We start from the raw sequence: 23,252 nt of genomic DNA, 5'->3' as shown, positions 1-23,252 counted from the left end.
AGATAGTATGTATTTTTTCTAAAACTGAATTTAAGTAGGGATTGAAAGTCCCTGAGTTTCCCGCTATATACAGGAATCATATATTTGTAGAAAAAAGAATGTCTTTAAAAGAGTTGCTTCAGGAAAAAGGATACCATCGTATCAAATTAAAATATACCAAAACCAATCATTTCGAACTAAAAGCGAAGATCAATGATATTGAAGGTAATTTTATACTGGACACCGGCGCTTCCAGCACTTGTGTGGGTATAGATGCGATCGAACATTTTGATCTACTTTCAGAAGATAGCGATATTAAAGCGGCTGGTGCAGGAGCTACCAATATGTTGACCCAGATTTCTGCAAAAAACATAGTACAGATAGGAGACTGGAAAAAGAAAAAGATCGACCTGGTTCTTTTCGACCTTAAACACGTAAATGAGGCACTTGAAAATCATAAAGCTGAAAAGGTACAGGGAATTATAGGAGCTGATATTCTGAAAAAAGGTAAAGCAGTTATCGATTACAAAGGCAAGGCCTTATTTCTCAAATAAGGGGAAAAACACCCTTTTTCTCAAAGCGATATCGCTCTATATTTGAAGTAATCTAACCAATAATCTTTACGTTATTAAACTTCGAATATCTTCACAACTGGTCTTTCTCATTATGACAATTTTAGTTGTTGCTGTGCTTGCCTTGAATATATTCAGGTTGTTAGTTTTGTTCTAATTTCGTTAAAGTAAAAAGGGTACGCTATCGCGTACCCTTTTTTTATTTCTACCGGAGATTGTTACTACAATTCCAGTGATCTCTTAATATCTCCATCCATTAATAGTTCTTCAGGATTTTCCAGTGCTTCTTTAACAGCTACAAGGAATCCAACAGATTCTTTACCATCAATGATTCTGTGGTCATAAGACAATGCTACATACATAATGGGTCTGATTTCGACATGACCATCTATTGCAACAGGTCTTTCCACAATATTATGCATACCAAGAATAGCCGATTGTGGAGGATTGATAATTGGAGTTGATAACATAGATCCAAATACTCCACCATTAGTAATGGTAAAAGTACCTCCGGTCATTTCATCCACAGTGATTTTTCCATCTCTGGCTTTGATCGCAAGTCTTTTCACTTCAGATTCGACCCCTCTAAAACTAAGATTTTCAGCATTTCGAATTACAGGTACTGTAAGTCCTTTAGGACCAGAAACTGCAATACTAATATCTTTAAAATCGTAGCTTACCTGGTAATCTCCATCTATCATAGAGTTTACTGCAGGATATTCATCCAGCGCACGGATCACTGCTAGTGTAAAGAATGACATAAAGCCAAGACTCACACCATGCTTCTCTTTAAATTCCTCTTTATATTTCTTTCTTAACGCAAAAATTGGAGACATATCTACCTCGTTAAAAGTAGTCAGCATCGCCGTATCGTTCTTCGCACTTACCAGACGTTCCGCAAGTTTTCTACGGAACATTGACATTTTCTTACGCTCTTCTCCTCTGGTTCCTGTTCCAGGAGATCCCATAGAAGCTTTTGCCTCAACCGCATCTTCCTTAGTTACACGACCATCTCTACCAGAACCTTTTACATCTTTGCTTTCAATTCCTTTTTCATCAAGAATTTTCTTAGCTGCTGGTGAAGGAGTTCCAGTTGCATAAGTATCATCCTGCTTCTGGCTTGGAGTACTTGATTTTGAAGGTTCTTCAGTTTTAGCAGCTGCTTTATCACTGTCTTTCTTATCTTCTGTACTTTCCTGACGCTCCTTTTCTTCAGCTTCAGCAGACTTTTCGTCTTTACTTTCACTATCACCTTTGTCATCACTACCAGGCTTTGCAGCATCGGTATCGATTAGACAAACTACCTCTCCAACTCCTACGACATCTCCTTCTTCAGCTTTCAAAGTAATAATTCCACTAGCTTCTGCAGGAAGTTCCAGCGTTGCTTTGTCACTATCCACTTCGGCTACTGCCTGATCTTTTTCAACGTAATCACCATCTTCGACTAACCACTGAGCTATTTCAACTTCAGTAATCGATTCGCCGGGTGAAGGAACTTTCATTTCTAAGGCCATGATTGTAATTTATTTTGGTTCCTGAAATCAGGAAATTGGTTCTTATTATTAATCTTCTTTTAAATCTTTGTCGAATACGCTGGCAATCACTTTTTCATGACGCTTCTTAAATCTTACCGAGCTACCTGCAGCAGGTGCACCGTAGAATTTACGACTACATACTCTAAACTGTCTTGCTTCTTCGAAATGCAGCAACATATGTCCATATGCTCCCATGTTTCTAGGCTCTTCCTGTGCCCAAACCACATCTTCAGCATACTTATACTTGCTCATCATTTCTTTCATGGTACTTACCGGTAGTGGGAATAACTGTTCGATTCTCACAAGGGCCACATCATCACGATCATTCTCTTCCTTGAAGTTCAGCAGGTCATAGTAAAACTTACCAGTACAGAATACCAGGCTTTTTACTGAATCTGCTTTTGCATCTGGATCATCCAGAACTGGCTGGAATGAACCATTCGCAAATTCTTCTTTTGTAGAAATTACTTTAGAATGACGCAGTAAGCTTTTTGGTGTAAAAATGATCAGTGGTTTTCTGAATTTCGCCTTCATTTGCTTCCGAAGCATATGAAACATGTTCGCAGGAGTCGTAATATCTGCCACGTACATGTTATCCTTTGCACAAAGCTGGAGGAATCTTTCCATTCTACCTGAAGAGTGCTCTGCTCCTTGCCCTTCGTAACCGTGAGGTAGTAACATTACCAAACCATTCTGAAGTTTCCATTTGTCTTCCGCAGCAGAAATATACTGATCGATCATGATCTGTGCACCATTCACGAAATCTCCAAATTGTGCTTCCCAGATCGTTAATGTTGTTGGGCTCGCCATGGCGTACCCATAATCAAAACCAACTACTCCGTATTCTGATAACAGGGAGTTGTAGATAAAGAAATCTCCATCCCTGTCCTCTATATTGTTATGAAGAATGATCTCTTCCTCACTATCTTCAACTTTCACTACCGCATGACGGTGGGAAAACGTACCACGTTCCACATCCTGCCCGGTAATTCTGATGTTATAACCTTCGGTCATAAGAGATCCATAAGCTAAATGCTCGGCCATAGACCAGTCCAGCTTATTATCTTCGAAGTACATTTGCTTTCGTCCATCGATGATCTTCTGGATCTTTCTCATGAACTTCTTACCTTCCGGTAATTCTGAAACTGCCGTGGCAACCTTATCAAGTTTTTCAAGATCAAAAGTTGTGTCAACTTCCTTCATCATCTCGTCTTCCTGAACATTCTCAAAACCTTCCCATTCATCCTGCATAAATGGAGTGATGCGGGTGGTTTCTTCTTTTCTGGAATCTTCCAGTTTCTCTTCAAGAGAAGCTTTGTACTCTTCTTCTAATTTTTTAAGGTAGCTATCATCGATTACACCACTCTCCTTCAGCTTTTCAGCATAAATATCTCTGGCATTCTCGTGTTTAGATATTGCTTTATATAGTTTAGGCTGAGTAAAACGTGGTTCATCACCTTCGTTATGACCATACTTTCTATAACCCAGTAAATCTATGAATACATCCCTTTTAAACTTCATTCTGAAGTCTAAAGCGAATAATATCGAGTGTACTACTGCCTCTGCATCATCGGCATTTACATGTAAAATTGGTGAAAGAGTTACTTTCCCCACATCTGTACAATAGGTTGAACTTCTCGCATCGAGATAATTTGTAGTAAAACCAATCTGGTTATTTACTACGATATGTATGGTTCCACCTGTCTGGTAACCTTCGAGATTAGCCATCTGTACCAGTTCGTACACAAGTCCCTGACCTGCAATTGCAGCATCACCATGAACCAGGATCGGTAAAATTTTGGAATTATCTCCGTTGTATCTACGATCCATTTTTGCTCTCGAAATTCCTTCTACCACCGCGCCAACGGTTTCTAAGTGAGAAGGATTTGGAGCTATATTGATATTGATATCTTTTCCACTATCTGTAGTGCGACAGGATGTCCAGCCTAGGTGATATTTAACATCACCATCGAATATGTCCTGTTCGTAATCTTTTCCATCAAACTCACTGAAGATATCCTTTGCGTTCTTTCCGAAGATATTGGTAAGGGTATTCAAACGACCACGGTGAGCCATTCCCATTACAAAATCTTCCACACCAAAATCCGCAGCTTTTTCGATAAGCGCGTCCAATGCCGGAATCAAACTTTCTCCACCTTCCAGTGAAAATCGTTTCTGTCCAACATATTTAGTATGTAAAAAGGATTCAAAAGAGACTGCTTCGTTAAGCTTCTTCAGGATCTGCTTCTTGCGGGTGGCATCAAAATCAGGATGATTGTCGTTTACATTTAAACGATTCTGGATCCATTCGATCTCTTCAGGTTTACGAATATACATATACTCGATCCCGATAGAGTCACAATACACCATTTCCAGGTGCTTGATGATCTCTTCCAGGCTTGAAGGTCCAATCCCGAGAATATCACCTGCATTAAAAGTAGTCTGCAGATCTTTTTTCTCAAGTCCGAAATTCTCTATATCAAGAGTTGGAACATATTTTCTACGTTCTCTTACAGGGTTTGTTTTGGTGAATAAATGCCCTCTGGTACGATAGCCGTCAATTAATCGAATTACCTGAAATTCTTTAACTACGTGTGTCGGTATCTCACCTTCTGAAAAATCTACAGGAGCTTCGTCCAATACATCTTCAGAAACACCATCTTGTTGCATTCCGAAGTCGAATCCTTGAAAAAAAGCCCTCCAACTGGGCTCTACACTATCAGGATATTTTAAATATTGATCGTAAAGTTCTGCGAAGTATGCAGTATGAGCGGCATTTAGAAATGAAAATTTTTCCATAAAATTGAAACAACAGTTTCTTTTGTTCTTAAAAACATTAGCAAAAATACAATATTTAAAAAAAACAGCTTGCAGGCATTATGATAATTCTCTATGAGATTATAAGAATTTTAACACCCTCTGATATTCAATAATTTGGGAAGTAGATCTCTGAGTAAATTGCAGGAAATATATCTTACAACCTGACTTATACCTGTCTCTCCATAAGCATTTTACCAAAACTCTTCAAGGGTTTTTTCTTCTCTTCAGGCAGATCTATCCTGTCCAGAACCTCAAAGGCCATGTCTGTGTACTTCTCGATTTCCTTTCTGGTAAGTTCTGCTGCACCACTGCTTTCAAATAGATTTTTGACTGCTTCGATCTTTCCGGTATTTTCCATAGGACTAATGGAATATAGGTGCTCCAGTTGCCTGGCTTCACCGGGACTGGCAAGTTCAAGACTTTTTAGATAGAGAAATGTCTTTTTGTTTTCGATGATGTCACCACCAGGTTGTTTTCCAAAAGTAGCAGGATCCCCAAAAGCATCCAGGTAATCATCCTGAAGCTGAAAAGCAATACCAAGTAATCTTCCGTATTGATAGATCGCCGACTTACAAGCAGCCGAAGTTTCAGCTACAATAGCTCCCATTTGCAAGGAAGCTCCAACCAGGACCGCGGTTTTGTATTCGATCATCAAAAGGTAATCCTCGATACTCACGTTATCACGGGTTTCAAAATCTATATCGTACTGCTGACCTTCACAAACTTCAATAGCTGTTTTGGTAAATAGTTTTGAAAGCTCTTTGAACACATCTCCTTCATAGTTTTCGAATAATTGGTATGCATTGATAAGCATCGCATCTCCGGAAAGGATTCCCGTGTTAATATCCCACTTTTCGTGCACCGTTTTCTTACCTCTTCGAATGGGTGCATCGTCCATAATATCATCGTGAACAAGAGAGAAATTATGAAAAACCTCTATGGCCAGGGCGGCGTCAAGTGCTTTTTTATGATTGCAGTCGAAAATTTCAGCTGCCATTAGAACAAGGACAGGTCTTAAACGTTTACCTCCCTGCTCTAAAATATAAACCATTGGTTCGTAAAGATTTACCGGTTCTTTGACCTGTATCTTTTGATGAAGATAATCGACGATGGCCTCTCGGTATTCCGCAATGGTAAGCATGTATTGAAATTTTGGGCTAAAATACCATAATTGAACCTATTTCAAATTTTAAGCGAATGTTAAATAACTGTAAACCGAAGAAACTTTTTTTGTTTCTAAAGTTTCCGAGGCTTACTTTTGCACAAAATTTACATGAAGTGAGGGAGAAAATTTTAAATAGTGCTGCAGAGATGTTTCTATCCTATGGTTTCAAAAGCGTGACCATGGATGACATTGCAGACAGTATCGGGATCTCTAAGAAAACTATTTATGCCCATTTTTCCACCAAGAATAAGCTGGTAGCAGCTGCAGGTTTACAGGTGATCCAGACGATGGGTTGCGGGATTGGCGCCATTCAGGATAAAAATCAGAATCCGATTAAAGAAAATTACGAGATCAAACATTATGTAGCGCAGAATTTAAAAGGAGAAAAGACCTCTCCTCATTTTCAGCTTCAGAAATATTACCCGAAAGTCTATGAGAGTCTTAAGGACAAGCAGTATGAACTTTTAGAAACCTGCATGCAGGATAATCTCAACCGCGGAATTGAAAGTGATTATTATCGTAAAGATATTGATGTAGATTTTATTAGCCGTATACATTTTGTGGGTCTTATGGGGATTAAGGATACAGATCTCTTCGCTCCTGAAAAATATTCGCAGCCGGAATTGATGGATCATTTCCTGGAATATCACCTGCGTGCAATCTGTACCACAAAAGGATTAAAAACTTTAGAAGATTTAATTGAGTTAGATGAAAAGTAGAATATCAATTTTAATTATGCTGGTCTTGAGCCTGCAAAGTTTCTCGCAGCAGGATACGATCCAGACCTATCAGTTTTCTCTTATGGAGGCTATAGAATTTGGACTGGAAAATAATTACCAGTCACAAATAGCTCAAAAGGATGTGGAAATTGCTCTTCAGCAAAAATGGGAGATTATCGCCCAGGGTTTGCCGCAAATCAGTGCTGGAATAGATTACCAGAACTTCCTGAAACAACCGGTCACCTTGCTTCCGGCAAGTGCTTTTGATAATACGCAAAGCACAGTGAACATCGTCGAGCAATATTTCGATAATGTGAACAGGAATGATGTTCCTGTAAATTCTCCGGAAGGATTTATCCCGGTGCAGTTTGGAACTCAGCAAAGCGTAAATGCCACAGCTACCTGGAACCAGTTAATTTTCGATGGCTCCTATATAGTAGGAATTCAATCTGTAAAGACACTGCTTCAAATTTCCAAAAATGCCAAGACCAAGACAGATCTTGAGATCAAGAAAGGTATTATCAATGCCTACGGAAATGTTTTGCTGGCGGAAGAAAGTGTTGAGATCTTTGAGAAAAATCTCGGGAACGTTGAGAAGAACTTTAATGATACCCAGAAGATATTCGAAAATGGTCTAACAGAACAGGAGGATGTGGAGCAATTGGAAATCACCAAGCTGAACCTTGAAAATGATCTCGCCAGAAGCCGAAGAATGCTGGATATTGCCTATGATATGCTGAACATTAGCCTTGGAATTCCGGTAGAGAAAAATGTAGTAGCGACCGATGATCTAAATGAACTGGCGCTTAAATATTTCGATCTTTCCTTATTATCTGAGACAATTCCGGTAGAAGAAAATATTGATTATCGCATCGCCAAGAATACGGCAGAAGCCGCAGATATCCAGGTAAAACTACAGCAGGCGAAAGCGCTACCAACCTTAAGCGCCTTTGTGAATTACGGTTACCAGGGATTTAGTAATGACTTTACTTTTTTAAACGGAAATCAGGAATATTTTGGCCAGTCCATATTAGGAGTGAGTCTTAATATTCCAATTTTCAGCAGCGGAATGCGAAGTGCGAAAACTCAGCAGCGAAAACTTGAGTATGAGCAGGCAATGCTTGATCTGAAACAAACCGAAAGCCAGGTAAAAAGTGATATCAACAGTGCTAAAAGTGAATACCAGTTTAGCCTTGATAATTATAAGAATGCTACTAAAAATCTCGAACTATCCGAAAGAATCGAAAACAAGAACCAGATCAAGTTCTTTGAAGGGATCGCCAGTAGTTTCGAGCTTAGTGAAGCGCAACGACAGTTATACACTGCACAGCAAAATTATTTACAAGCCATGTTACAGGTGATCACTGCAAAAGTGGAACTGGAAAACCTGTTAGATACCCGTACTTATACATCAGATAATTAGAAACAACTTCAGAAAATGAGAAAACTAGTATATATTTTATCGTTCAGTACTTTGCTAGCTGCCTGTGGTGGTGGTTCAGAAAAATCTACGGATGAAATCCTGGAAAGCAATGATATAGAAACTATTCAAAAGAAAAGAGATGAGCTTACCGCTCAACAGTCTGAGCTGGAAACGGAAATTAAAAAACTTGATTCCAGGCTGAAGGAGATCAACCCAGAGAGAAATATTCCCCTGGTAACTTCCTTTGCTGTGGAAGCTGAACATTTCGATCATTTCCTTGAATTACAGGGAAGCGTGGAGACAAGAAAGAATGTGGTTTTAAACGCTGAAATGGGCGGAATTCTACAGAAGATCTATGTAGAAGAAGGTCAGAAAGTTTCAAAAGGACAGACTCTGGCGAAGATAGATGATGGTGGATTGAGTCAGCAACTCGCTCAAATGGAAATTCAGCTAGACCTTGCCAAGACTACTTTTGAAAGACAGAAGCGTCTCTGGGAGCAGCAAATTGGTAGCGAAATTGAATATTTACAGGCAAAATCCAATTATGAAGGACAGGTAAACGCTGTTAAGCAAATGAAGAGTCAGCTTTCAAAATCTGTTGTAAGCGCACCTTTTTCAGGAACTATCGATGAGATCATTACCGAGCAGGGAAATGTGGTTTCACCCGGCCAGACGCAAATTCTAAGGATCGTAAATCTTGACGATATGTATATTAAGACAGATGTGCCAGAGAACTATATTACCAACGTAACCAAGGGAAAGCCGGTAGAAGTGACCTTCCCGGTGCTTGGAAAAACTGTTGATACCAAGGTAAAGCAAGTAGGTAGTTATATAAATCCTAATAACCGAACTTTTACTGCCGAGATCGATGTGCCAAATAAGGAGAAAGAGATCAAACCAAACCTTACGGCAAGAGTAAAGATCAACGATTACACTAGTGAAAACGCGATTCTGGTGCCGCAAAACATTCTTTCTGAAAATGCTGATGGAGAGCAATATTTATATGTTTTAGATGAGGTGGAAGGTGAAAAAGCAGTCGCTAAAAGAGTGATCGTTAAAACCGGGAAATCTCAGGGAGATTCTATTGAAGTATTGGAAGGCCTGAAAGATGGTGACCTGATCATCGAAGATGGTGCACGTAGTGTAAAAGAGGGACAAACCGTCAAAATCATGAATTACTAAGCAGTTATGGCGAAAGAAAAAAACAATCTGGACAAGGAGTTTGCGCTCTCGTCCTGGGCAATAAAGAATAAAACCACCATTTATGTGGCGATGGCTCTTATTCTGTTCTTCGGAATATCGGCTTATTTCAGTATGCCGCGGGAAAGTTTTCCTGAAGTAAAAGAAACGAAAATCTACGTTAGCTCGATATATCCCGGGAATACTGCGGAAGATATAGAGAAGTTACTTACAAACCCCTTGGAAGACAAGTTGAAGACGGTAAGTAATGTCGTGGAAATCACCTCAACTTCACAGGAAGATTATTCTATGATCGTTATTGAATTTGACGAGGGAATTGCTGTGGAGCTTGCAAAGCAAAAGGTAAAAGATGAAATAGATTCTGAAACTTCAGGCGAAGACTGGCCAACATTTAATGGCGCCAAGGTAGAACCCAATGTTTTTGAATTGAGTCTTTCAGAAGAAATTCCAATTCTGAATATCAATATTTCCGGAGATTACCCGGTAATGAAGCTGAAGGAGTTTGGAGAATACCTACAGGATGAGATCGAAAATCTACCTGAAATTAAGAAAGTAGATATTCGTGGAGCTCAGGATAAAGAAATTGAAGTAGCTGTAGATATCTATAAAATGATGGCTTCCTCTGTTAGTTTCAATGATATTACCAGTGCCATTTCGAACGGAAATATGACCATGAGTGCGGGTAATTACGTAACCAGCGGACAGCGAAGAACCATCAGAATCCTTGGTGAAATCGAAGAACCTTCAGAATTGAACAATTTCGTTGTTAAGTCTGAAGATGGTGATGATGTCTACCTGAAGGATATTGCTGATATTACTTTTCAGGAAAAGGAAAAGACCACCTATGCCCGTGAGTTTGGTGAACAGGTGGTAATGCTGGATGTAAAAAAGCGTTCAGGAAAGAATATGGTTGCTGCTGCAGAGCAGATCGAGCTTATTGTTGAAAAAGCAAAAGCTGAAGTATTTCCAACGAACCTGAATGTAAGTATTACTAATGATCAATCTTCAAAGACTATTGGTCAGGTTGATGACCTTGTAAACAATATCATTTTCGGGATCATACTTGTTGTGACGGTGCTAATGTTCTTCTTAGGATTTAAAAATGCACTCTTCGTTGGTTTTGCAATACCAATGTCCATGTTCATGTCTTTAATGATCCTGAACCAGTTGGGATACACCATGAATACGATGATCCTTTTTGGATTGATCATGGGACTTGGAATGCTCGTAGATAACGGGATCGTTGTGGTGGAGAATGTCTACCGACTCATGGACGAGGAAGGAATGAGCCGGGTGGATGCAGCGAAAGAAGGTATTGGTGAAATTGCATTTCCTATTATTATCTCTACAGCAACTACGGTTGCCGCCTTTATTCCGCTGGGATTATGGCCGGGACTAATGGGACAGTTCATGATCTATTTCCCCATAACACTATCGGTCGTACTGGGATCTTCACTGGTAGTAGCAATATTTTTCAATTCGGTTCTGGTTTCCCAATTCATGAAAACAGAGGATAAAAATATGCCTTTGAAAACCATCATCAGGGTTTCTCTGATCATTGCGGGAATTGGTCTACTCATATTTTTATTTGGTGGAGAATATGCTGCGCTTGGATCATTGATGATCTTTACCGCAATCATGGTCTGGATCTACAGGTTGTTTCTTCGGAAGATGGCAAATAATTTTCAAAAAAGTTCTTTGGTGAAACTGGAGAACTGGTACGAAAGACGCCTTACCGCTGCTTTTAAAAACAAACGTCCTTATTGGATCGTTGGAGCTACCTTTTTGATGTTGATCATCGCTTTTGTAGGTTTTGGTGCTTCACTGGGATCTCAAAGAACCAAGGTTGAATTCTTTCCTGATAACAAGCCTAACCAGATCATCGTTTATATTGAATACCCTGAAGGTACCGATATTGAAAAAACCAACGCGATCACCAAAGAGATCGAGGAAAGGGTTTACAAAGTACTCAACAGTGATGAGTATATGGACAACGGTTATAATTATATGGTAGAAAGTGCCGTATCCCAGGTGGGTGAAGGTGCCGGGAATCCACAAACCGATGGTGGTTCTGCGGCTGAAATGCCACATAAAGGTAAGATCACGGCCTCCATGAGGGAGTACAAATACCGTCGTGGCAAGGACAGTGAGGTTTTAAGACAAAAGGTTCAGGAATCCCTGGATGGAGTTTACCCGGGAGTTTTGATTTCCGTAGAAAAAGATCAGAATGGCCCTCCTGCGGGTCCACCAATTAATATTGAACTGGAAGGTGAAGATTATGATCAATTGATCGCGACTGCAGAGCAAATGCGTGAATATATTAACACAAAGAACATTCCTGCAATAGACGAGTTGAAGATTGATGTAAACAAAGATAAACCATCGATGGTTGTTGAAGTTGACCGGGAAAAAGCTGGTGAACTAGGGGTAAGTGCCGGACAGGTTGGACAACAACTTAGAAATTCCATTTTTGGAACAAAAGCTGGCGTTTACAAAGAAGGTGGTGAAGATTACGATATTTATGTAAGATTCGACGAGGATTCCAGATATGATAACAGCGCCTTGTTCAACCAAACGATCACTTTCAGAAATAATAAGGGTCAGTTAAGAGAAATACCTGTTTCAGCAGTAACAACGAAAAGTAATAAATCTGGGTTTAGTGCGATAAAGCACAGGGATACCAGAAGAGTTGTTACGATCTATTCTGTTTTATCTCCGGGATATACAGATGCTGGTGCTGCCGTGGCGCAAATCCAGAATGAAATGAGGAATTTTGATGGTGTTCCAGATGAGATCAAAGTGGATTATACCGGGCAGATCGAAGAGCAAAACAAGCAACAGGCGTTCTTAGTGGGTGCATTTTTTAGCGGACTGGGACTTATATTCCTGATCCTGATCTTCCAGTTTAACTCTATCTCGAAACCATTAATCATTATGATCGCTATTTTCCTGAGTTTTATTGGAGTATTTGGAGGAATTGTAATTAGCGGTTCAGCATTTGTAATCATGATGACGATGATGGGAATTATTTCTCTTGCTGGTATCGTGGTAAATAACGGGGTGGTACTGCTCGATTACGCGCAGCTCCTCATAGACAGGAAGAAACTGCGTCTTGGAATACCAGAATCTGAATACCTCCCTCAGGATGAACTTTTAAAAACGATCATTAGATCTGGAAAAGCACGTTTAAGACCAGTATTGCTTACGGCGATCACCACCATTCTTGGTTTGATTCCGCTGGCAATCGGGCTTAACCTTGACTTTTTCAGTTTATTCAGTGAGTTTGATGCGAACATCTACTTTGGTGGAGATAACGTGATATTTTGGGGACCTCTGGCCTGGACAGTGATCTACGGTTTGATCGTAGCGACCTTCCTTACTCTTATTATTGTTCCATTGTTATTCTATATCGCGGTAAGGATCAAAATGTGGGTTCATTCGAAAAGAAGCTCTTCGGAAGAAGTTGAAACTTCAAACAGGATTGAAACTACGAACTAGGTAAGTTGATACCAATGCCAATAAAAAAACCCGAAGCTTTCGCTTCGGGTTTTTTTATTCGTAATGAATATTATTAGTCATTACTAACAAGGGAGCTTTCGCTTTTCCAGCTATTAACACTAGCAATTACGCTATCTTTATAGTCCACTTCAGTAAGTTTATCTTCAGTCCAGAAGAACCATTTTCCATCCTTCTGGCCATTTTCGTAATTGGCAATGGCTGTCTTCTCACCGTCTTTGTTGTAAGAAATCCATTCTCCGTGGAGTCTGCCGTCCTTGTACGTACCTTCCTGTTTAATATTTCCATCTTCATAATAAAATGTTCCTTTAATTAACTCACCCTGCTTCTCAAAAGCGGGTTTTGGATCATTATCCTGCGCCATTGCAACGGTTCCTGTTACCAGAACTGCTGCTACTAAAATATTTTTCAAGGTCTTCATTTCTCTTTCGGTATTAACGTTTACATCACAAATATAGCAAAAATTTACCTTCTAGTCGCATTTACGTAACATTAAGTTAACATTGCAGTTTTATTTATCTGCTATACAATGTTTTATATAAATAGCCGAAGTTAATAATAGGCAACTTTAAATGAATTTAGATGCAGAAAAGATTCAGTAAAACTCTTTAACTTCTTACTTTTGTGCCCATTCAAAATTTAAAGAATTCATGTACAGAAGTCATACCTGCGGCGAACTTAATGCCGAACATATAGGAAATACAGTAACCCTTTCTGGATGGGTACAAAAAGTAAGAGACAAAGGTTTTATGATTTGGGTGGATCTTCGTGATCGCTATGGTCTTACGCAATTGATTTTTGATGAAGAGCGCTCTTCCGAAGAATTGATGAAGCAAGCAGGAAACCTGGCTCGTGAATTCGTGATCCAGGTAACCGGGGAAGTGATCGAGCGAGAAGCAAAGAACCCCAACATTCCTACTGGGGAGATCGAATTACTGGTACAGGATTTTAAAATTTTGAATACTTCTAAAACACCACCTTTTACTATTGAAGATGAAACCGATGGTGGTGAAGATCTTAGAATGAAATATCGCTATCTGGATATTCGTAGAAAACCAGTTCAGAATAAATTAATGTTTCGCCACCAGGTGGGAATGAAGGTAAGAAACTATCTTTCTAATGCTGGCTTTATTGAAGTGGAAACTCCATACCTTATTAAATCCACTCCTGAAGGTGCCCGTGATTTTGTGGTACCTAGCCGAATGAATGAAGGTCAGTTTTACGCACTTCCACAATCACCTCAAACTTTTAAGCAGTTGCTTATGGTAGGCGGGATGGATAAGTATTTCCAGATCGTAAAATGTTTTCGTGATGAAGATCTAAGAGCAGATCGTCAACCCGAATTCACACAGATCGATTGCGAAATGGCATTTGTGGAACAGGAAGATATCCTGAATATTTTTGAAGGTTTAACCAGGCATTTGCTGAAGGAAATTCGCAACGTAGAAGTGAACGAATTCCCAAGAATGACTTATGCAGACGCTATGCGCAAATATGGGAATGACAAACCAGACATTCGTTTTGGGATGGAATTTGCCGAGCTTGATGATGTCGCTAAGAATAAAGGTTTCAATGTTTTTGATCAACAGGAGTTAGTTGTTGGTATCGCCGTTCCGGGCGCAGCTTCTTTTACTCGTAAAGAAATTGACAAACTTATTTCATGGGTTAAAAGACCTCAAATTGGTGCCACTGGATTGGTTTGGGCAAAATATAATGAAGATGGAAGTTTAAAATCTTCAGTAGATAAATTTTACTCTCAGGAAGATCTAAAAGCCTGGGCCGAAGCTTCTTCAGCTAAACCTGGAGATCTTATTCTTGTGATGGCAGGTGATGCTGATAAATCAAGAAGCCAGTTAAGCGCATTAAGAGTGCATCTTGGTAATGAAATGGGACTTAGAAAATCTGATGAATTTGCACCCTTATGGGTAGTAGATTTCCCTCTTCTTGAATGGGACGAGGATACTGAAAGATTCCACGCAATGCACCATCCATTTACAAGTCCTAAGAAAGAAGATTTTGCATTACTTGAAACAGACCCTGGGAAGGTTCGTGCCAACGCGTATGATCTTGTACTTAACGGAAATGAGATTGGTGGTGGTTCTATTAGAATACATGACAAAGAAACTCAGTCGCAAATGTTCAAATACCTTGGATTCACTCCGGAAGAAGCTGAAGAGCAATTTGGCTTTCTTATGGATGCCTTCCAGTATGGAGCACCTCCACATGGTGGGATCGCTTTTGGATTCGACAGACTTGTAGCCATTCTTGGCGGACAGGAAAGTATTCGGGATTACATTGCCTTTCCAAAAAATAACTCAGGAAGAGACGTGATGATCGATGCTCCGGCGAAACTCGACGAGCAACAACTCACAGATCTACATCTACAGTTGAAATCATAAATAATTAATCCCGCGTATTGCGGGATTTTTTATCTTCATCCGGTAATTAACTAGTGGTGGCAAATATTAGCAAAACCTTATTGCACAGATTCTTAACCTGGAAATCGAAGAATCTTTCTCATCGACAGTTCCTCATGTTCCTAAGCGCGGTCATTGGATTTGTTGCCGGGCTGTTTGCAGTCATGATCAAGAACCTAACGCACCTTATCCAGAGTTTGCTGGAAGGAGAATTTGTAGCTAATTACCACGATGCATTCTACTTCATATTTCCAGTGCTTGGTCTTTTGATCGTGTACCTCATCATCAAATTTATACTGCGCCAGAAGGTTGGACATGGAATTCCAACAACTTTATATGCCATATCGCGTAAGAAGGGAATCATGAAAAGATTCCAGATGTACGCGTCTCTAATTACCGCACCTATTACGGTTGGTTTTGGAGGATCGGTTGGACTGGAAGGACCTACCGTGGCAACCGGTGCATCTCTGGGCTCTAATATTTCGCGTATATTTTTGATGAACCAGGCATCCCGGACCTTACTTATTGGATGTGCCGCTGCAGGTGCAATGTCCAGTATCTTTAAAGCTCCAATTGCCGCGATCATTTTCGCTGTAGAAGTTTTCAGCCTCGATTTAACGCTGGCCTCCCTCCTGCCGCTGCTCATTGCTTCGGTATCTGCCATACTTACCTCCTATTTTTTCTTCGGAAGTCAGATTATCTTACCATTTACTCTAGAAGATCAATTTACAATTTCTGAAGTGCCTTACTATTTAGTTCTGGGAGTCGTAGCGGCAGCATTTTCAGTATATTTTTCCCGTATTTATTTTGGTACCACAAGACTACTGGCAAAGATAACCTCGCCGTTTGTAAGGCTCATTATTGCCGGATTGGGGCTGGGAGTTCTTATTTATTTTATACCTCCATTATATGGTGAAGGCTATAATGTGATCAATAACCTGTTACAGGAAAATTATCTCCAAGCCCTGGGAACAAATCTATTCAACGCTTACCTTGAGAATATCTGGGTGGTCATCATTTTGCTTGCAGGTCTGGTGATCTTTAAGATCATCGCTTCAGCATTGACCTTTAGTGCCGGCGGTGTTGGAGGAATCTTTGCACCAGTAATGTTCATGGGAAGTGCAATGGGACACTGTTTCGCATTAGTCGTGAACAATCTCGGCATCTTCAGGAATGAGATCTCAGTAAGTAATTTTACATTGGTAGGAATGGCGGGACTTATGGCCGGAGTACTGCACGCACCACTTACCGCTATTTTTCTTATTGCTGAACTTACCCATGGGTACGAACTTTTTATTCCGCTTATGATCACTGCGGCTATTTCCTATCTAATCACTACTAAGTTTGAACCTCACTCTGTATATACTATGGAGCTGGCAAGGCGTGGTGACCTGTTAACGCATGACAAGGATCAGACGGTTTTGACCCTAATGAACATTAGTCGGGTAGTAGAAAAGAATTTTATCGCCCTGGAAATTGATATGAACCTGGGAGATGTGATCCATGACGGAGTGATGAAATCATCACGTAATATTTTCCCTGTTATTGATGAAAATCGGAATTTTATGGGTATTATATTATTAGACGACATTAGATCTATCATGTTCAATGAAAAATTATATGATGAAGTCAAGGTGCAGGAAATCATGCAACAGGCTCCGGAAATTATAGACATTGAACATGACCGAATGAAGGAGATCATGCGAAAGTTTCAGGAAAGTAATGCCTGGAACTTACCTGTTGTTCGCGAAGGAAAATATATAGGGTTTATATCCAAATCAAAATTGCTAACTGCCTACAGGCAGAAATTAATTGAAGTTACTGTATAGTATGAAGATATTTATGAGATTACTGGTGATAGCTATTCTTATAGCCGTAGGTGTAGGATTCTATTTCAGGTTAAATGATGATACACTTACCGGGGACAGGATCATAGGAATTGCTGTGCTGGCCAGTGCCTTCATTCTAATGCCAATTTTCCTTGTGGTAAGATGGAGAGGTAAGAAATTAGAGGACTATACCCTTTCTGAAAAGAACATGAAAAAAATGCGGGATAAGGGAATTGACCGACTATAAAAGTTACAAAAATCCCAAAAAATTCTGATTTCCAGTAGATTCTAAAAATTTTACTGTTATGTTTGTTCTTTATTAATTATCATTATTATGCAAGGCACAGTAAAATTTTTCAATGAATCTAAAGGTTATGGGTTCATTACAAACGACGACACCAAAAGAGACATTTTCGTACACATTACCGGTTTGAATGGTGAAACTATTCAGGAAGGTGATCGAGTAGAATACGAAGAAACTGAAGGGAAAAAAGGAGTTAACGCAACAGATGTTCGCATCGTTGAGTAATTAATTTTTCCAATCAAAAAAGTAAAAAGCCGCTGTAAAGCGGCTTTTGTTATTTAATGAGTTTGCTCTGTAGTTTGTCCTACCCCTTTTAGCATGGTTTCAGTCATCTTATCAAGATCGAATTCGTGATCCCATCCCCAATCCTGTCTCGCCGATGAATCATCAATACTTGAAGGCCATGACGCAGCAATAGCCTGTCTAAAATCTGGGTCATAAGAAATTTTAAAATCCGGTAGATGCTTACTAATGTTTGCCGCTAATATTTCAGGCGTAAAACTTATCGCAGCAAGATTGTAAGATGATCTTACTTTAATAGCTTCCGCAGGAGCCTGCATAATTTCCACCGTTGCTTTGATCGCATCATCCATATACATCATTGGTAATGCTGCATCCTTATCCAGAAAACTGGTATATGCATTTTGCTTTAGAGCCTCATGGAAGATCTCAATCGCATAATCTGTAGTTCCACCACCTGGAAGGGTTTTATAACTAATAATACCAGGATACCTGATACTTCTAACGTCTACACCAAATTTTTTGTTGTAATACTCACACCAGCGTTCCCCCGTTTGCTTACTAATTCCATAAACCGTGGTAGGTTCCATCGCAGTAATTTGCGGAGTATTGTCCTTTGGGGTAGTTGGTCCAAAAACAGCAATACTGGACGGCCAGAAGATCTTATCGATCAAACCTTCCTTGGCCATATCAAGAATATGGAAAAGTGAATTCATATTGAGATCCCAGGCCTTCTTAGGAGCTTTTTCTGCAGTGGCGCTGAGCATCGCAGCCATTAAGTAAACTACCTTAATATTATAGGTCTCTATGATCTGTCTTATATGAACCTCATCTGTAGCATTCAGGATTTCAAATGGACCAGATTGCATCAACTCATCAACTCCTTCACGAATATCACTGGCAACCACCTGGTCGTTCCCGTGAATCTCTCTCAATTTCAGCGTAAGTTCGGTTCCAATCTGTCCGCAAGCACCGATAATTAATATCTTTTCGGCCATAAATTAAATTTTGTGCAAATATATTTAATTATACAGAGGATTTCGCAATCTTAGCTTTTTCTTGACGCTATTCGCTATGGATTCTGTAATTGAAAATCGGTTACTTCATTCATAGAATTATGGATAACTTTGTTCATTCAATTATCACTTATGAAATTCCCTCTATTCGTTATAATATTTCTTTGTTTGATATCCTGCAAATCTGAAGCAGAAGATAGCCAGAATAGCAACGAAACAAATGACAGCATATCCTATGATAAGAAGATCGATATAGATACTCGAGGTTTTGATCTTGAACCGGAAGCAAAGAAATATGCTTCCAACTGGCTGGAATTTATCACTGCTCAAAATGAAGTGAAGAAACTGGAAAATACTACGACTCGTAAGGTCATGAATAATGCTATAGCGATTTCTCAGATCATGAATTCACTTAGCATTTCTCTGCCTGATAGTCTTAGAGCGGTGCCTGTGGAAGCCAGACTGAATGTTTTAAAGACCAAAGCACACCTATTGGAGCAATACTCAAAGAAACAGCAGCCAGATGTAAAGGATATTGATCGTACAGCTAAAGAGATCTATCTGGAATTCAATAATCTTAAACTTCAGATGAATGAATTATTTCTGAAAACTCTCGAGGATTTTGAGAAGGAGCTGGATGAATTTGAAAGAATGGAAAGAGAAATGGATTCAACCGCTACTGAAGATACCGTTGAAAATATAGTATCTTAAAACAAATATTCGACCAATGAAAAATTCAGCTTTAAAATTTCTATTCGTTTTCGCGTTTCTCACCGTTTTACCCTTGCATGCACAGGTAAAAGATTCAGAAAAAAATAAGACAGCGATCAGAGAAAGAGTAAGTGAAACGCTGGACAGCTGGCACCTTGCTGCCGCCAATACTAAATTTGAGACTTACTTTGGTCTAATGACTAAAGATGCGATATTCATTGGGACCGATGCTACAGAAAACTGGACGGCGAAAGAATTCAAAAAGTTCGCTAAACCATATTTTGATTCAGGGAAAGCATGGAATTTCACTTCGATCGAAAGAAATATTTATATACACCAGAACTCAAAAATCGCCTGGTTTGATGAACTTCTGGATACCCAAATGGGAATTTGCAGGGGTTCTGGAGTGCTTGCTAAAGAAGATGGCAAATGGAAGATTCATCATTATGTACTTTCCATCGCAGTGCCTAACGAAAATGTAGATGAACTTACCAGTTTAAAATCCCAATTCGATAAGAATCTAATTTCAGAATTGAAAAACAAATAGTTCCCATTCAGTTTAAACAAATATCCACATCACCCTTAATTATTAATATTCAGCCGGTTGTTCTCAATTCTGCGAGGCTGAATTATGGATTATTTTGACCGTTTTGCTACATTAGCCATATTATTTTATAATTCTTAACTAGAACAATGAAAAGAATAAACAGAATTTTGTTTTTATCTGTTCTCAGCGCAGGGATGTTTACCGCCTGTAATGATGACGAAAAAAGAACTGAGCAAAAAGATGATGAGATCCATGGTATCAACCTTGCTTACATGGATACAACAACAACTGCTAAAGAAGATTTCTTTCGCTATGTAAATGGTCGCTGGCTGGATAGCACAGAGATTCCTGGAGACAGAACCCGCTGGGGAAGTTTTGACGAATTAAGACAAAGAACCGATGAGGATGCACTTGGACTTCTGGAAAAAACGGCTTCAAGTGATAGTCTTGATGCTTCAACAGACCAGGCAAAAGCTGTATATCTTTACAAGAGTATCATGGACACTGTGGCTAGAAATGAGCAGGGAATTGAGCCGGTAAAACCTTACCTGGCCAAGATCGATTCTATCCAGAACAAAGAAGATCTTCAAAATTTCTTGGTTGAAATGAGCGAATACGGTAGTGCCGGATTCTTCAGCTTTGGTGTTGGTGCAGACAGCAAAAATTCTGATATGAACGCTGCTTACCTGAATCCATCTGGTCTGGGATTACCTGAAAGAGATTATTACCTTCAGAATGATTCAGATTCCAAGGAAACCCGAACAAAATACAAAGCTTACGTGGCAGATATGCTACAATATCTGGACTATTCAGAAGAAGAAGCGAAGAATGCTGCTGAAACGATTCTAAAGTTTGAAACCAGACTTGCCGAGCCAAAGCTAGATAAAGTAGAACGTCGTGATGCCAGAAATACCTATAACCCAATGACCGTCGCTGAGTTGCAAAAGATGACTCCGGCCATGAACTGGAAGGCTTATTTTGATGGTATTGGCGCAAAGGATCTTGATACGATCATCGTTTCCCAGCCAAAATACATGAAAGCACTACAGCAGATCATTGCTGAAAATTCTGTAGAAGACTGGAAAACCTATTTAAAGTGGGATCTTTTTAACGGAGCTGCAAGTGCCCTTACTACAGATCTTGAAACCGAAAAGTGGGAATTTTATAGTAAAACACTTCAGGGAGCAAAAGAACAACGCCCTAGAAATGAAAGAGCTCTTAGTTCTATCAATGGAACTTTAGGTGAAGCTCTTGGAAAATTATATGTTGAAGAACATTTCCCGGCAGAAGCAAAGAAAAAAGCTCAGGAAATGGTTGACAACATCCTGAAAGCGTATGAAAATAGAATCAATAATCTTAGCTGGATGAGCGAGGATACCAAGAAGAAAGCTCTTGAAAAACTTAGTACTTTCAACGTGAAGATTGGATATCCTGATGAGTGGAAAGATTACGCAGATCTAGAAATCACCTCACCTGAAGAAGGAGGGTCTTATTTCCAGAACATGTTAAACGCTCAAAAATGGAGAGTTGCAGAGAACATGGCAGATCTTGGACAGCCCGTTGATAAGGGTGAATGGTTCATGTCTCCGCAAACAGTGAATGCTTACTACAATCCACGTTATAACGAGATCGTATTCCCGGCGGCAATTCTACAACCACCATTTTATGATTACAAGGCAGATGCTGCTGTTAATTATGGCGGAATTGGCGCTGTAATAGGTCATGAGATCTCACACGGTTTTGATGATAGCGGTGCCAGATTTGATGCTGAAGGAAACCTTAATAACTGGTGGACAGAGAAGGATCTTGAAGAATTTGAAACTTTAGGAAATGACCTGGCGGAGCAGTACAGCGCTATTGAAGTATTGGACAGCGTCTACATTAATGGAAAATTCACCTTAGGAGAAAATATTGGTGATCTTGGAGGAGTGAACGCTGCTTATGATGGATTACAAATTCATCTGGAAAATAATGAAAATCCAGGTAAAATCGATGGATTTACTCCAGAACAAAGATTCTTCCTTTCCTGGGCTACCGTTTGGAGAACTAAAATGAGAGATGAAGCGATGAGAAACAGGATCAAAACCGACTCTCACTCCCCTGGGATGTACAGAGCTTATGTACCACTACAGAATATCGATGCATGGTATGATGCATTTACTATTGAAGAAGGTGATAAGATGTACGTAAAACCTGAAGATAGAGTAAGAATCTGGTAACAGCTTCTGAAATTTATGCAATAAAAAAGCCGGTCTTTCGACCGGCTTTTTTATTGTTTTCCTGACTAATAAGAAGCCTCTAGAAATGTAGAAAGGCATCAGTAATATGTTCAATGTCATAGTTAGATCCAGATTTTGTGATCGCTATAATATCGAACCTGATCTCCAGATCTTTTTTCTGCTTTTCAGAATAGTGGTTGATTGCTTCCACAAGTAATTTGATCTGTGCAGGTTTCACAAAGTCTTCAGGATTTCCAAAATAGACGGAGCTTCGTGATTTCACTTCAACTGCTATGAGCGTATTAGCTTCTCTGGCAATGATATCTACTTCAGCTTTACGATATCTAAAGTTACGTTCCAGGATCTCGTAATTATTCTTCAGAAGAAACTGTACTGCTAACTCTTCTCCTTTTTTGCCCAGATCATTATGAGTAGCCATTCGTAAACCTAGTTTACCTCATTCATCAACATCACAGAACCTACCTGAAGTTCAAGAGCATCAATTTCTTCTTTACTAGCTTTAATGATCTTATCGCCATAAAATTTATTGGGGATGTCCTTTTTGGTTTCCAGGAAAACACCAATGCCAGATTTCGCAAGCTTTCCACCATTCCAGTCTACAGCTCCACTATAATCCCATCCAAAACCGTAAAAAGAAACTGGTTTGGCATTTAATTTATTTAGTTCATCCAGGCTCATTCCTACCTTAATTCCATCAGCAGTGGTCCACTTTCCTTCTCCGGAATAATTGATAGAACTAACCTTTTTCTTCTCTTCAGTTTGCCAGGTGATCAACACCTCGTCTTCAGTTTCAGGAAAAAGTATACTATAAGGTTTAGTCTCGGTTCCCTCCTCGAATTCATCCACTCCTTCTTCCATATTGGATTGTGGGTAATTTCGCGAAATATCTTCCGAAGACATTCGGCTTAAATTTTCAAGACTATAAATATCTTTAGAGCCAGTTACAGCTTTATTACTATTACAGGAAACTATGGCCAGCAGACCAACAACGGCTAGAATTTTACGCATTTGAAGTTTTT

Annotated in this window: 19 protein-coding genes; 12 read left to right on the top strand and 7 right to left on the bottom strand. The window is 39.5% G+C overall.

Annotated elements, in window-relative coordinates; all coding sequences use genetic code 11:
* Window positions 1–98 precede the first annotated feature (98 nt).
* Window positions 99–533 carry a retropepsin-like aspartic protease gene (locus tag ACNKXS_RS05620; RefSeq protein WP_417919996.1) on the top strand — a complete coding sequence of 145 codons (435 nt, stop codon included), beginning with the start codon at window positions 99–101 and terminating at the stop codon, window positions 531–533.
* Window positions 534–772: 239 nt separating this feature from the next.
* Here ACNKXS_RS05620 and odhB read toward each other — a convergent pair whose 3' ends face one another.
* From odhB to ACNKXS_RS05605, 3 genes are all read right to left on the bottom strand, one after another.
* A complete protein-coding gene (odhB, locus tag ACNKXS_RS05615; RefSeq protein WP_417919995.1) occupies window positions 773–2,065 on the bottom strand; it encodes a 2-oxoglutarate dehydrogenase complex dihydrolipoyllysine-residue succinyltransferase in 1,293 nt (430 codons plus the stop codon).
* 48 nt (window positions 2,066–2,113) lie between these two features.
* On the bottom strand, window positions 2,114–4,885 hold the full coding sequence (locus ACNKXS_RS05610) for a 2-oxoglutarate dehydrogenase E1 component (protein ID WP_417919994.1): 2,772 nt from the start codon (window positions 4,883–4,885) through the stop codon (window positions 2,114–2,116).
* A 187-nt stretch (window positions 4,886–5,072) separates the two neighbouring features.
* Window positions 5,073–6,047, bottom strand: a complete 975-nt coding sequence (locus ACNKXS_RS05605; protein WP_417919993.1) for a polyprenyl synthetase family protein — start codon at window positions 6,045–6,047, stop codon at window positions 5,073–5,075.
* 137 nt (window positions 6,048–6,184) lie between these two features.
* On the opposite strand from ACNKXS_RS05605, the gene ACNKXS_RS05600 reads away from it, so the two are divergent.
* Genes ACNKXS_RS05600 through ACNKXS_RS05585 form a run of 4 tightly spaced genes read left to right on the top strand, consistent with a single transcriptional unit; the run spans window position 6,185 to window position 12,911 of the window.
* Window positions 6,185–6,790 (top strand): TetR/AcrR family transcriptional regulator, encoded by a 606-nt coding sequence (locus ACNKXS_RS05600; RefSeq protein ID WP_417919992.1) that lies wholly within the window; start codon window positions 6,185–6,187, stop codon window positions 6,788–6,790.
* A complete protein-coding gene (locus ACNKXS_RS05595) occupies window positions 6,780–8,213 on the top strand; it encodes a TolC family protein (RefSeq protein WP_417919991.1) in 1,434 nt (477 codons plus the stop codon). The genes ACNKXS_RS05600 and ACNKXS_RS05595 overlap by 11 nt, the downstream gene beginning before the upstream one ends.
* Before the next feature lie 15 nt (window positions 8,214–8,228).
* A complete protein-coding gene (locus tag ACNKXS_RS05590) occupies window positions 8,229–9,395 on the top strand; it encodes an efflux RND transporter periplasmic adaptor subunit (protein ID WP_417919990.1) in 1,167 nt (388 codons plus the stop codon).
* Between the two features lie 6 nt (window positions 9,396–9,401).
* Complete coding sequence (locus tag ACNKXS_RS05585) at window positions 9,402–12,911, top strand: efflux RND transporter permease subunit (RefSeq protein WP_417919989.1); 3,510 nt, start codon at window positions 9,402–9,404, stop codon at window positions 12,909–12,911.
* Between the two features lie 73 nt (window positions 12,912–12,984).
* Here the strand turns inward: ACNKXS_RS05585 and ACNKXS_RS05580 are convergent, their stop codons facing one another.
* A complete protein-coding gene (locus tag ACNKXS_RS05580; protein ID WP_417919988.1) occupies window positions 12,985–13,350 on the bottom strand; it encodes a toxin-antitoxin system YwqK family antitoxin in 366 nt (121 codons plus the stop codon).
* Window positions 13,351–13,579: 229 nt separating this feature from the next.
* Between ACNKXS_RS05580 and aspS the strand changes: the two genes are divergently transcribed.
* The 4 genes from aspS (at window position 13,580) to ACNKXS_RS05560 (ending at window position 17,704) form a co-directional block, all read left to right on the top strand.
* Complete coding sequence (gene aspS / locus ACNKXS_RS05575; protein WP_417919987.1) at window positions 13,580–15,328, top strand: aspartate--tRNA ligase; 1,749 nt, start codon at window positions 13,580–13,582, stop codon at window positions 15,326–15,328.
* Between the two features lie 134 nt (window positions 15,329–15,462).
* A complete protein-coding gene (locus tag ACNKXS_RS05570; RefSeq protein ID WP_417919986.1) occupies window positions 15,463–17,175 on the top strand; it encodes a chloride channel protein in 1,713 nt (570 codons plus the stop codon).
* 1 nt (window position 17,176) lies between these two features.
* A complete protein-coding gene (locus ACNKXS_RS05565; RefSeq protein ID WP_298246761.1) occupies window positions 17,177–17,422 on the top strand; it encodes a hypothetical protein in 246 nt (81 codons plus the stop codon).
* 87 nt (window positions 17,423–17,509) lie between these two features.
* The gene (locus ACNKXS_RS05560; protein ID WP_141876598.1) at window positions 17,510–17,704 is read left to right on the top strand and encodes a cold-shock protein; all 195 of its coding nucleotides are present in this window, start codon (window positions 17,510–17,512) and stop codon (window positions 17,702–17,704) included.
* Window positions 17,705–17,757: 53 nt separating this feature from the next.
* On the opposite strand, the gene ACNKXS_RS05555 is transcribed toward ACNKXS_RS05560, so the two are convergent.
* Window positions 17,758–18,717, bottom strand: coding sequence for an NAD-dependent epimerase/dehydratase family protein (locus ACNKXS_RS05555; protein ID WP_417919985.1), 960 nt, complete (start codon window positions 18,715–18,717; stop codon window positions 17,758–17,760).
* Between the two features lie 150 nt (window positions 18,718–18,867).
* On the opposite strand from ACNKXS_RS05555, the gene ACNKXS_RS05550 reads away from it, so the two are divergent.
* The 3 genes from ACNKXS_RS05550 (at window position 18,868) to ACNKXS_RS05540 (ending at window position 22,212) form a co-directional block, all read left to right on the top strand.
* On the top strand, window positions 18,868–19,446 hold the full coding sequence (locus ACNKXS_RS05550) for a hypothetical protein (RefSeq protein ID WP_417919984.1): 579 nt from the start codon (window positions 18,868–18,870) through the stop codon (window positions 19,444–19,446).
* A gap of 16 nt (window positions 19,447–19,462) precedes the next feature.
* Complete coding sequence (locus ACNKXS_RS05545; RefSeq protein ID WP_417919983.1) at window positions 19,463–19,993, top strand: nuclear transport factor 2 family protein; 531 nt, start codon at window positions 19,463–19,465, stop codon at window positions 19,991–19,993.
* A 146-nt stretch (window positions 19,994–20,139) separates the two neighbouring features.
* Window positions 20,140–22,212, top strand: coding sequence for a M13 family metallopeptidase (locus ACNKXS_RS05540; protein ID WP_417919982.1), 2,073 nt, complete (start codon window positions 20,140–20,142; stop codon window positions 22,210–22,212).
* Window positions 22,213–22,291: 79 nt separating this feature from the next.
* Here the strand turns inward: ACNKXS_RS05540 and ACNKXS_RS05535 are convergent, their stop codons facing one another.
* Window positions 22,292–22,651 (bottom strand): YraN family protein, encoded by a 360-nt coding sequence (locus ACNKXS_RS05535; RefSeq protein WP_417919981.1) that lies wholly within the window; start codon window positions 22,649–22,651, stop codon window positions 22,292–22,294.
* A gap of 8 nt (window positions 22,652–22,659) precedes the next feature.
* On the bottom strand, window positions 22,660–23,241 hold the full coding sequence (locus ACNKXS_RS05530; protein ID WP_417919980.1) for a hypothetical protein: 582 nt from the start codon (window positions 23,239–23,241) through the stop codon (window positions 22,660–22,662).
* Window positions 23,242–23,252 lie beyond the last annotated feature (11 nt).

Origin of the sequence: Christiangramia marina, from assembly GCF_048285865.1 — a bacterium.
Lineage (GTDB): Bacteria > Bacteroidota > Bacteroidia > Flavobacteriales > Flavobacteriaceae > Christiangramia > Christiangramia marina.
Note: the sequence above shows the minus strand (reverse complement) of the source record. Positions and strands in the feature narration are given on the sequence as shown.

What these genes read in the sequence shown, in the direction of transcription:
- ACNKXS_RS05580 (WP_417919988.1), bottom strand. Translation starts at nt 13,350, where the DNA reads ATGAAGACCTTGAAAAATATTTTAGTAGCAGCAGTTCTGGTAACAGGA.
- ACNKXS_RS05550 (WP_417919984.1), top strand. Translation starts at nt 18,868, where the DNA reads ATGAAATTCCCTCTATTCGTTATAATATTTCTTTGTTTGATATCCTGC.
- aspS (WP_417919987.1), top strand. Translation starts at nt 13,580, where the DNA reads ATGTACAGAAGTCATACCTGCGGCGAACTTAATGCCGAACATATAGGA.
- ACNKXS_RS05585 (WP_417919989.1), top strand. Translation starts at nt 9,402, where the DNA reads ATGGCGAAAGAAAAAAACAATCTGGACAAGGAGTTTGCGCTCTCGTCC.
- ACNKXS_RS05545 (WP_417919983.1), top strand. Translation starts at nt 19,463, where the DNA reads ATGAAAAATTCAGCTTTAAAATTTCTATTCGTTTTCGCGTTTCTCACC.
- ACNKXS_RS05535 (WP_417919981.1), bottom strand. Translation starts at nt 22,651, where the DNA reads ATGGCTACTCATAATGATCTGGGCAAAAAAGGAGAAGAGTTAGCAGTA.
- odhB (WP_417919995.1), bottom strand. Translation starts at nt 2,065, where the DNA reads ATGGCCTTAGAAATGAAAGTTCCTTCACCCGGCGAATCGATTACTGAA.
- ACNKXS_RS05560 (WP_141876598.1), top strand. Translation starts at nt 17,510, where the DNA reads ATGCAAGGCACAGTAAAATTTTTCAATGAATCTAAAGGTTATGGGTTC.
- ACNKXS_RS05605 (WP_417919993.1), bottom strand. Translation starts at nt 6,047, where the DNA reads ATGCTTACCATTGCGGAATACCGAGAGGCCATCGTCGATTATCTTCAT.
- ACNKXS_RS05540 (WP_417919982.1), top strand. Translation starts at nt 20,140, where the DNA reads ATGAAAAGAATAAACAGAATTTTGTTTTTATCTGTTCTCAGCGCAGGG.
- ACNKXS_RS05570 (WP_417919986.1), top strand. Translation starts at nt 15,463, where the DNA reads ATGTTCCTAAGCGCGGTCATTGGATTTGTTGCCGGGCTGTTTGCAGTC.
- ACNKXS_RS05610 (WP_417919994.1), bottom strand. Translation starts at nt 4,885, where the DNA reads ATGGAAAAATTTTCATTTCTAAATGCCGCTCATACTGCATACTTCGCA.
- ACNKXS_RS05590 (WP_417919990.1), top strand. Translation starts at nt 8,229, where the DNA reads ATGAGAAAACTAGTATATATTTTATCGTTCAGTACTTTGCTAGCTGCC.
- ACNKXS_RS05530 (WP_417919980.1), bottom strand. Translation starts at nt 23,241, where the DNA reads ATGCGTAAAATTCTAGCCGTTGTTGGTCTGCTGGCCATAGTTTCCTGT.
- ACNKXS_RS05620 (WP_417919996.1), top strand. Translation starts at nt 99, where the DNA reads ATGTCTTTAAAAGAGTTGCTTCAGGAAAAAGGATACCATCGTATCAAA.
- ACNKXS_RS05565 (WP_298246761.1), top strand. Translation starts at nt 17,177, where the DNA reads ATGAAGATATTTATGAGATTACTGGTGATAGCTATTCTTATAGCCGTA.
- ACNKXS_RS05595 (WP_417919991.1), top strand. Translation starts at nt 6,780, where the DNA reads ATGAAAAGTAGAATATCAATTTTAATTATGCTGGTCTTGAGCCTGCAA.
- ACNKXS_RS05555 (WP_417919985.1), bottom strand. Translation starts at nt 18,717, where the DNA reads ATGGCCGAAAAGATATTAATTATCGGTGCTTGCGGACAGATTGGAACC.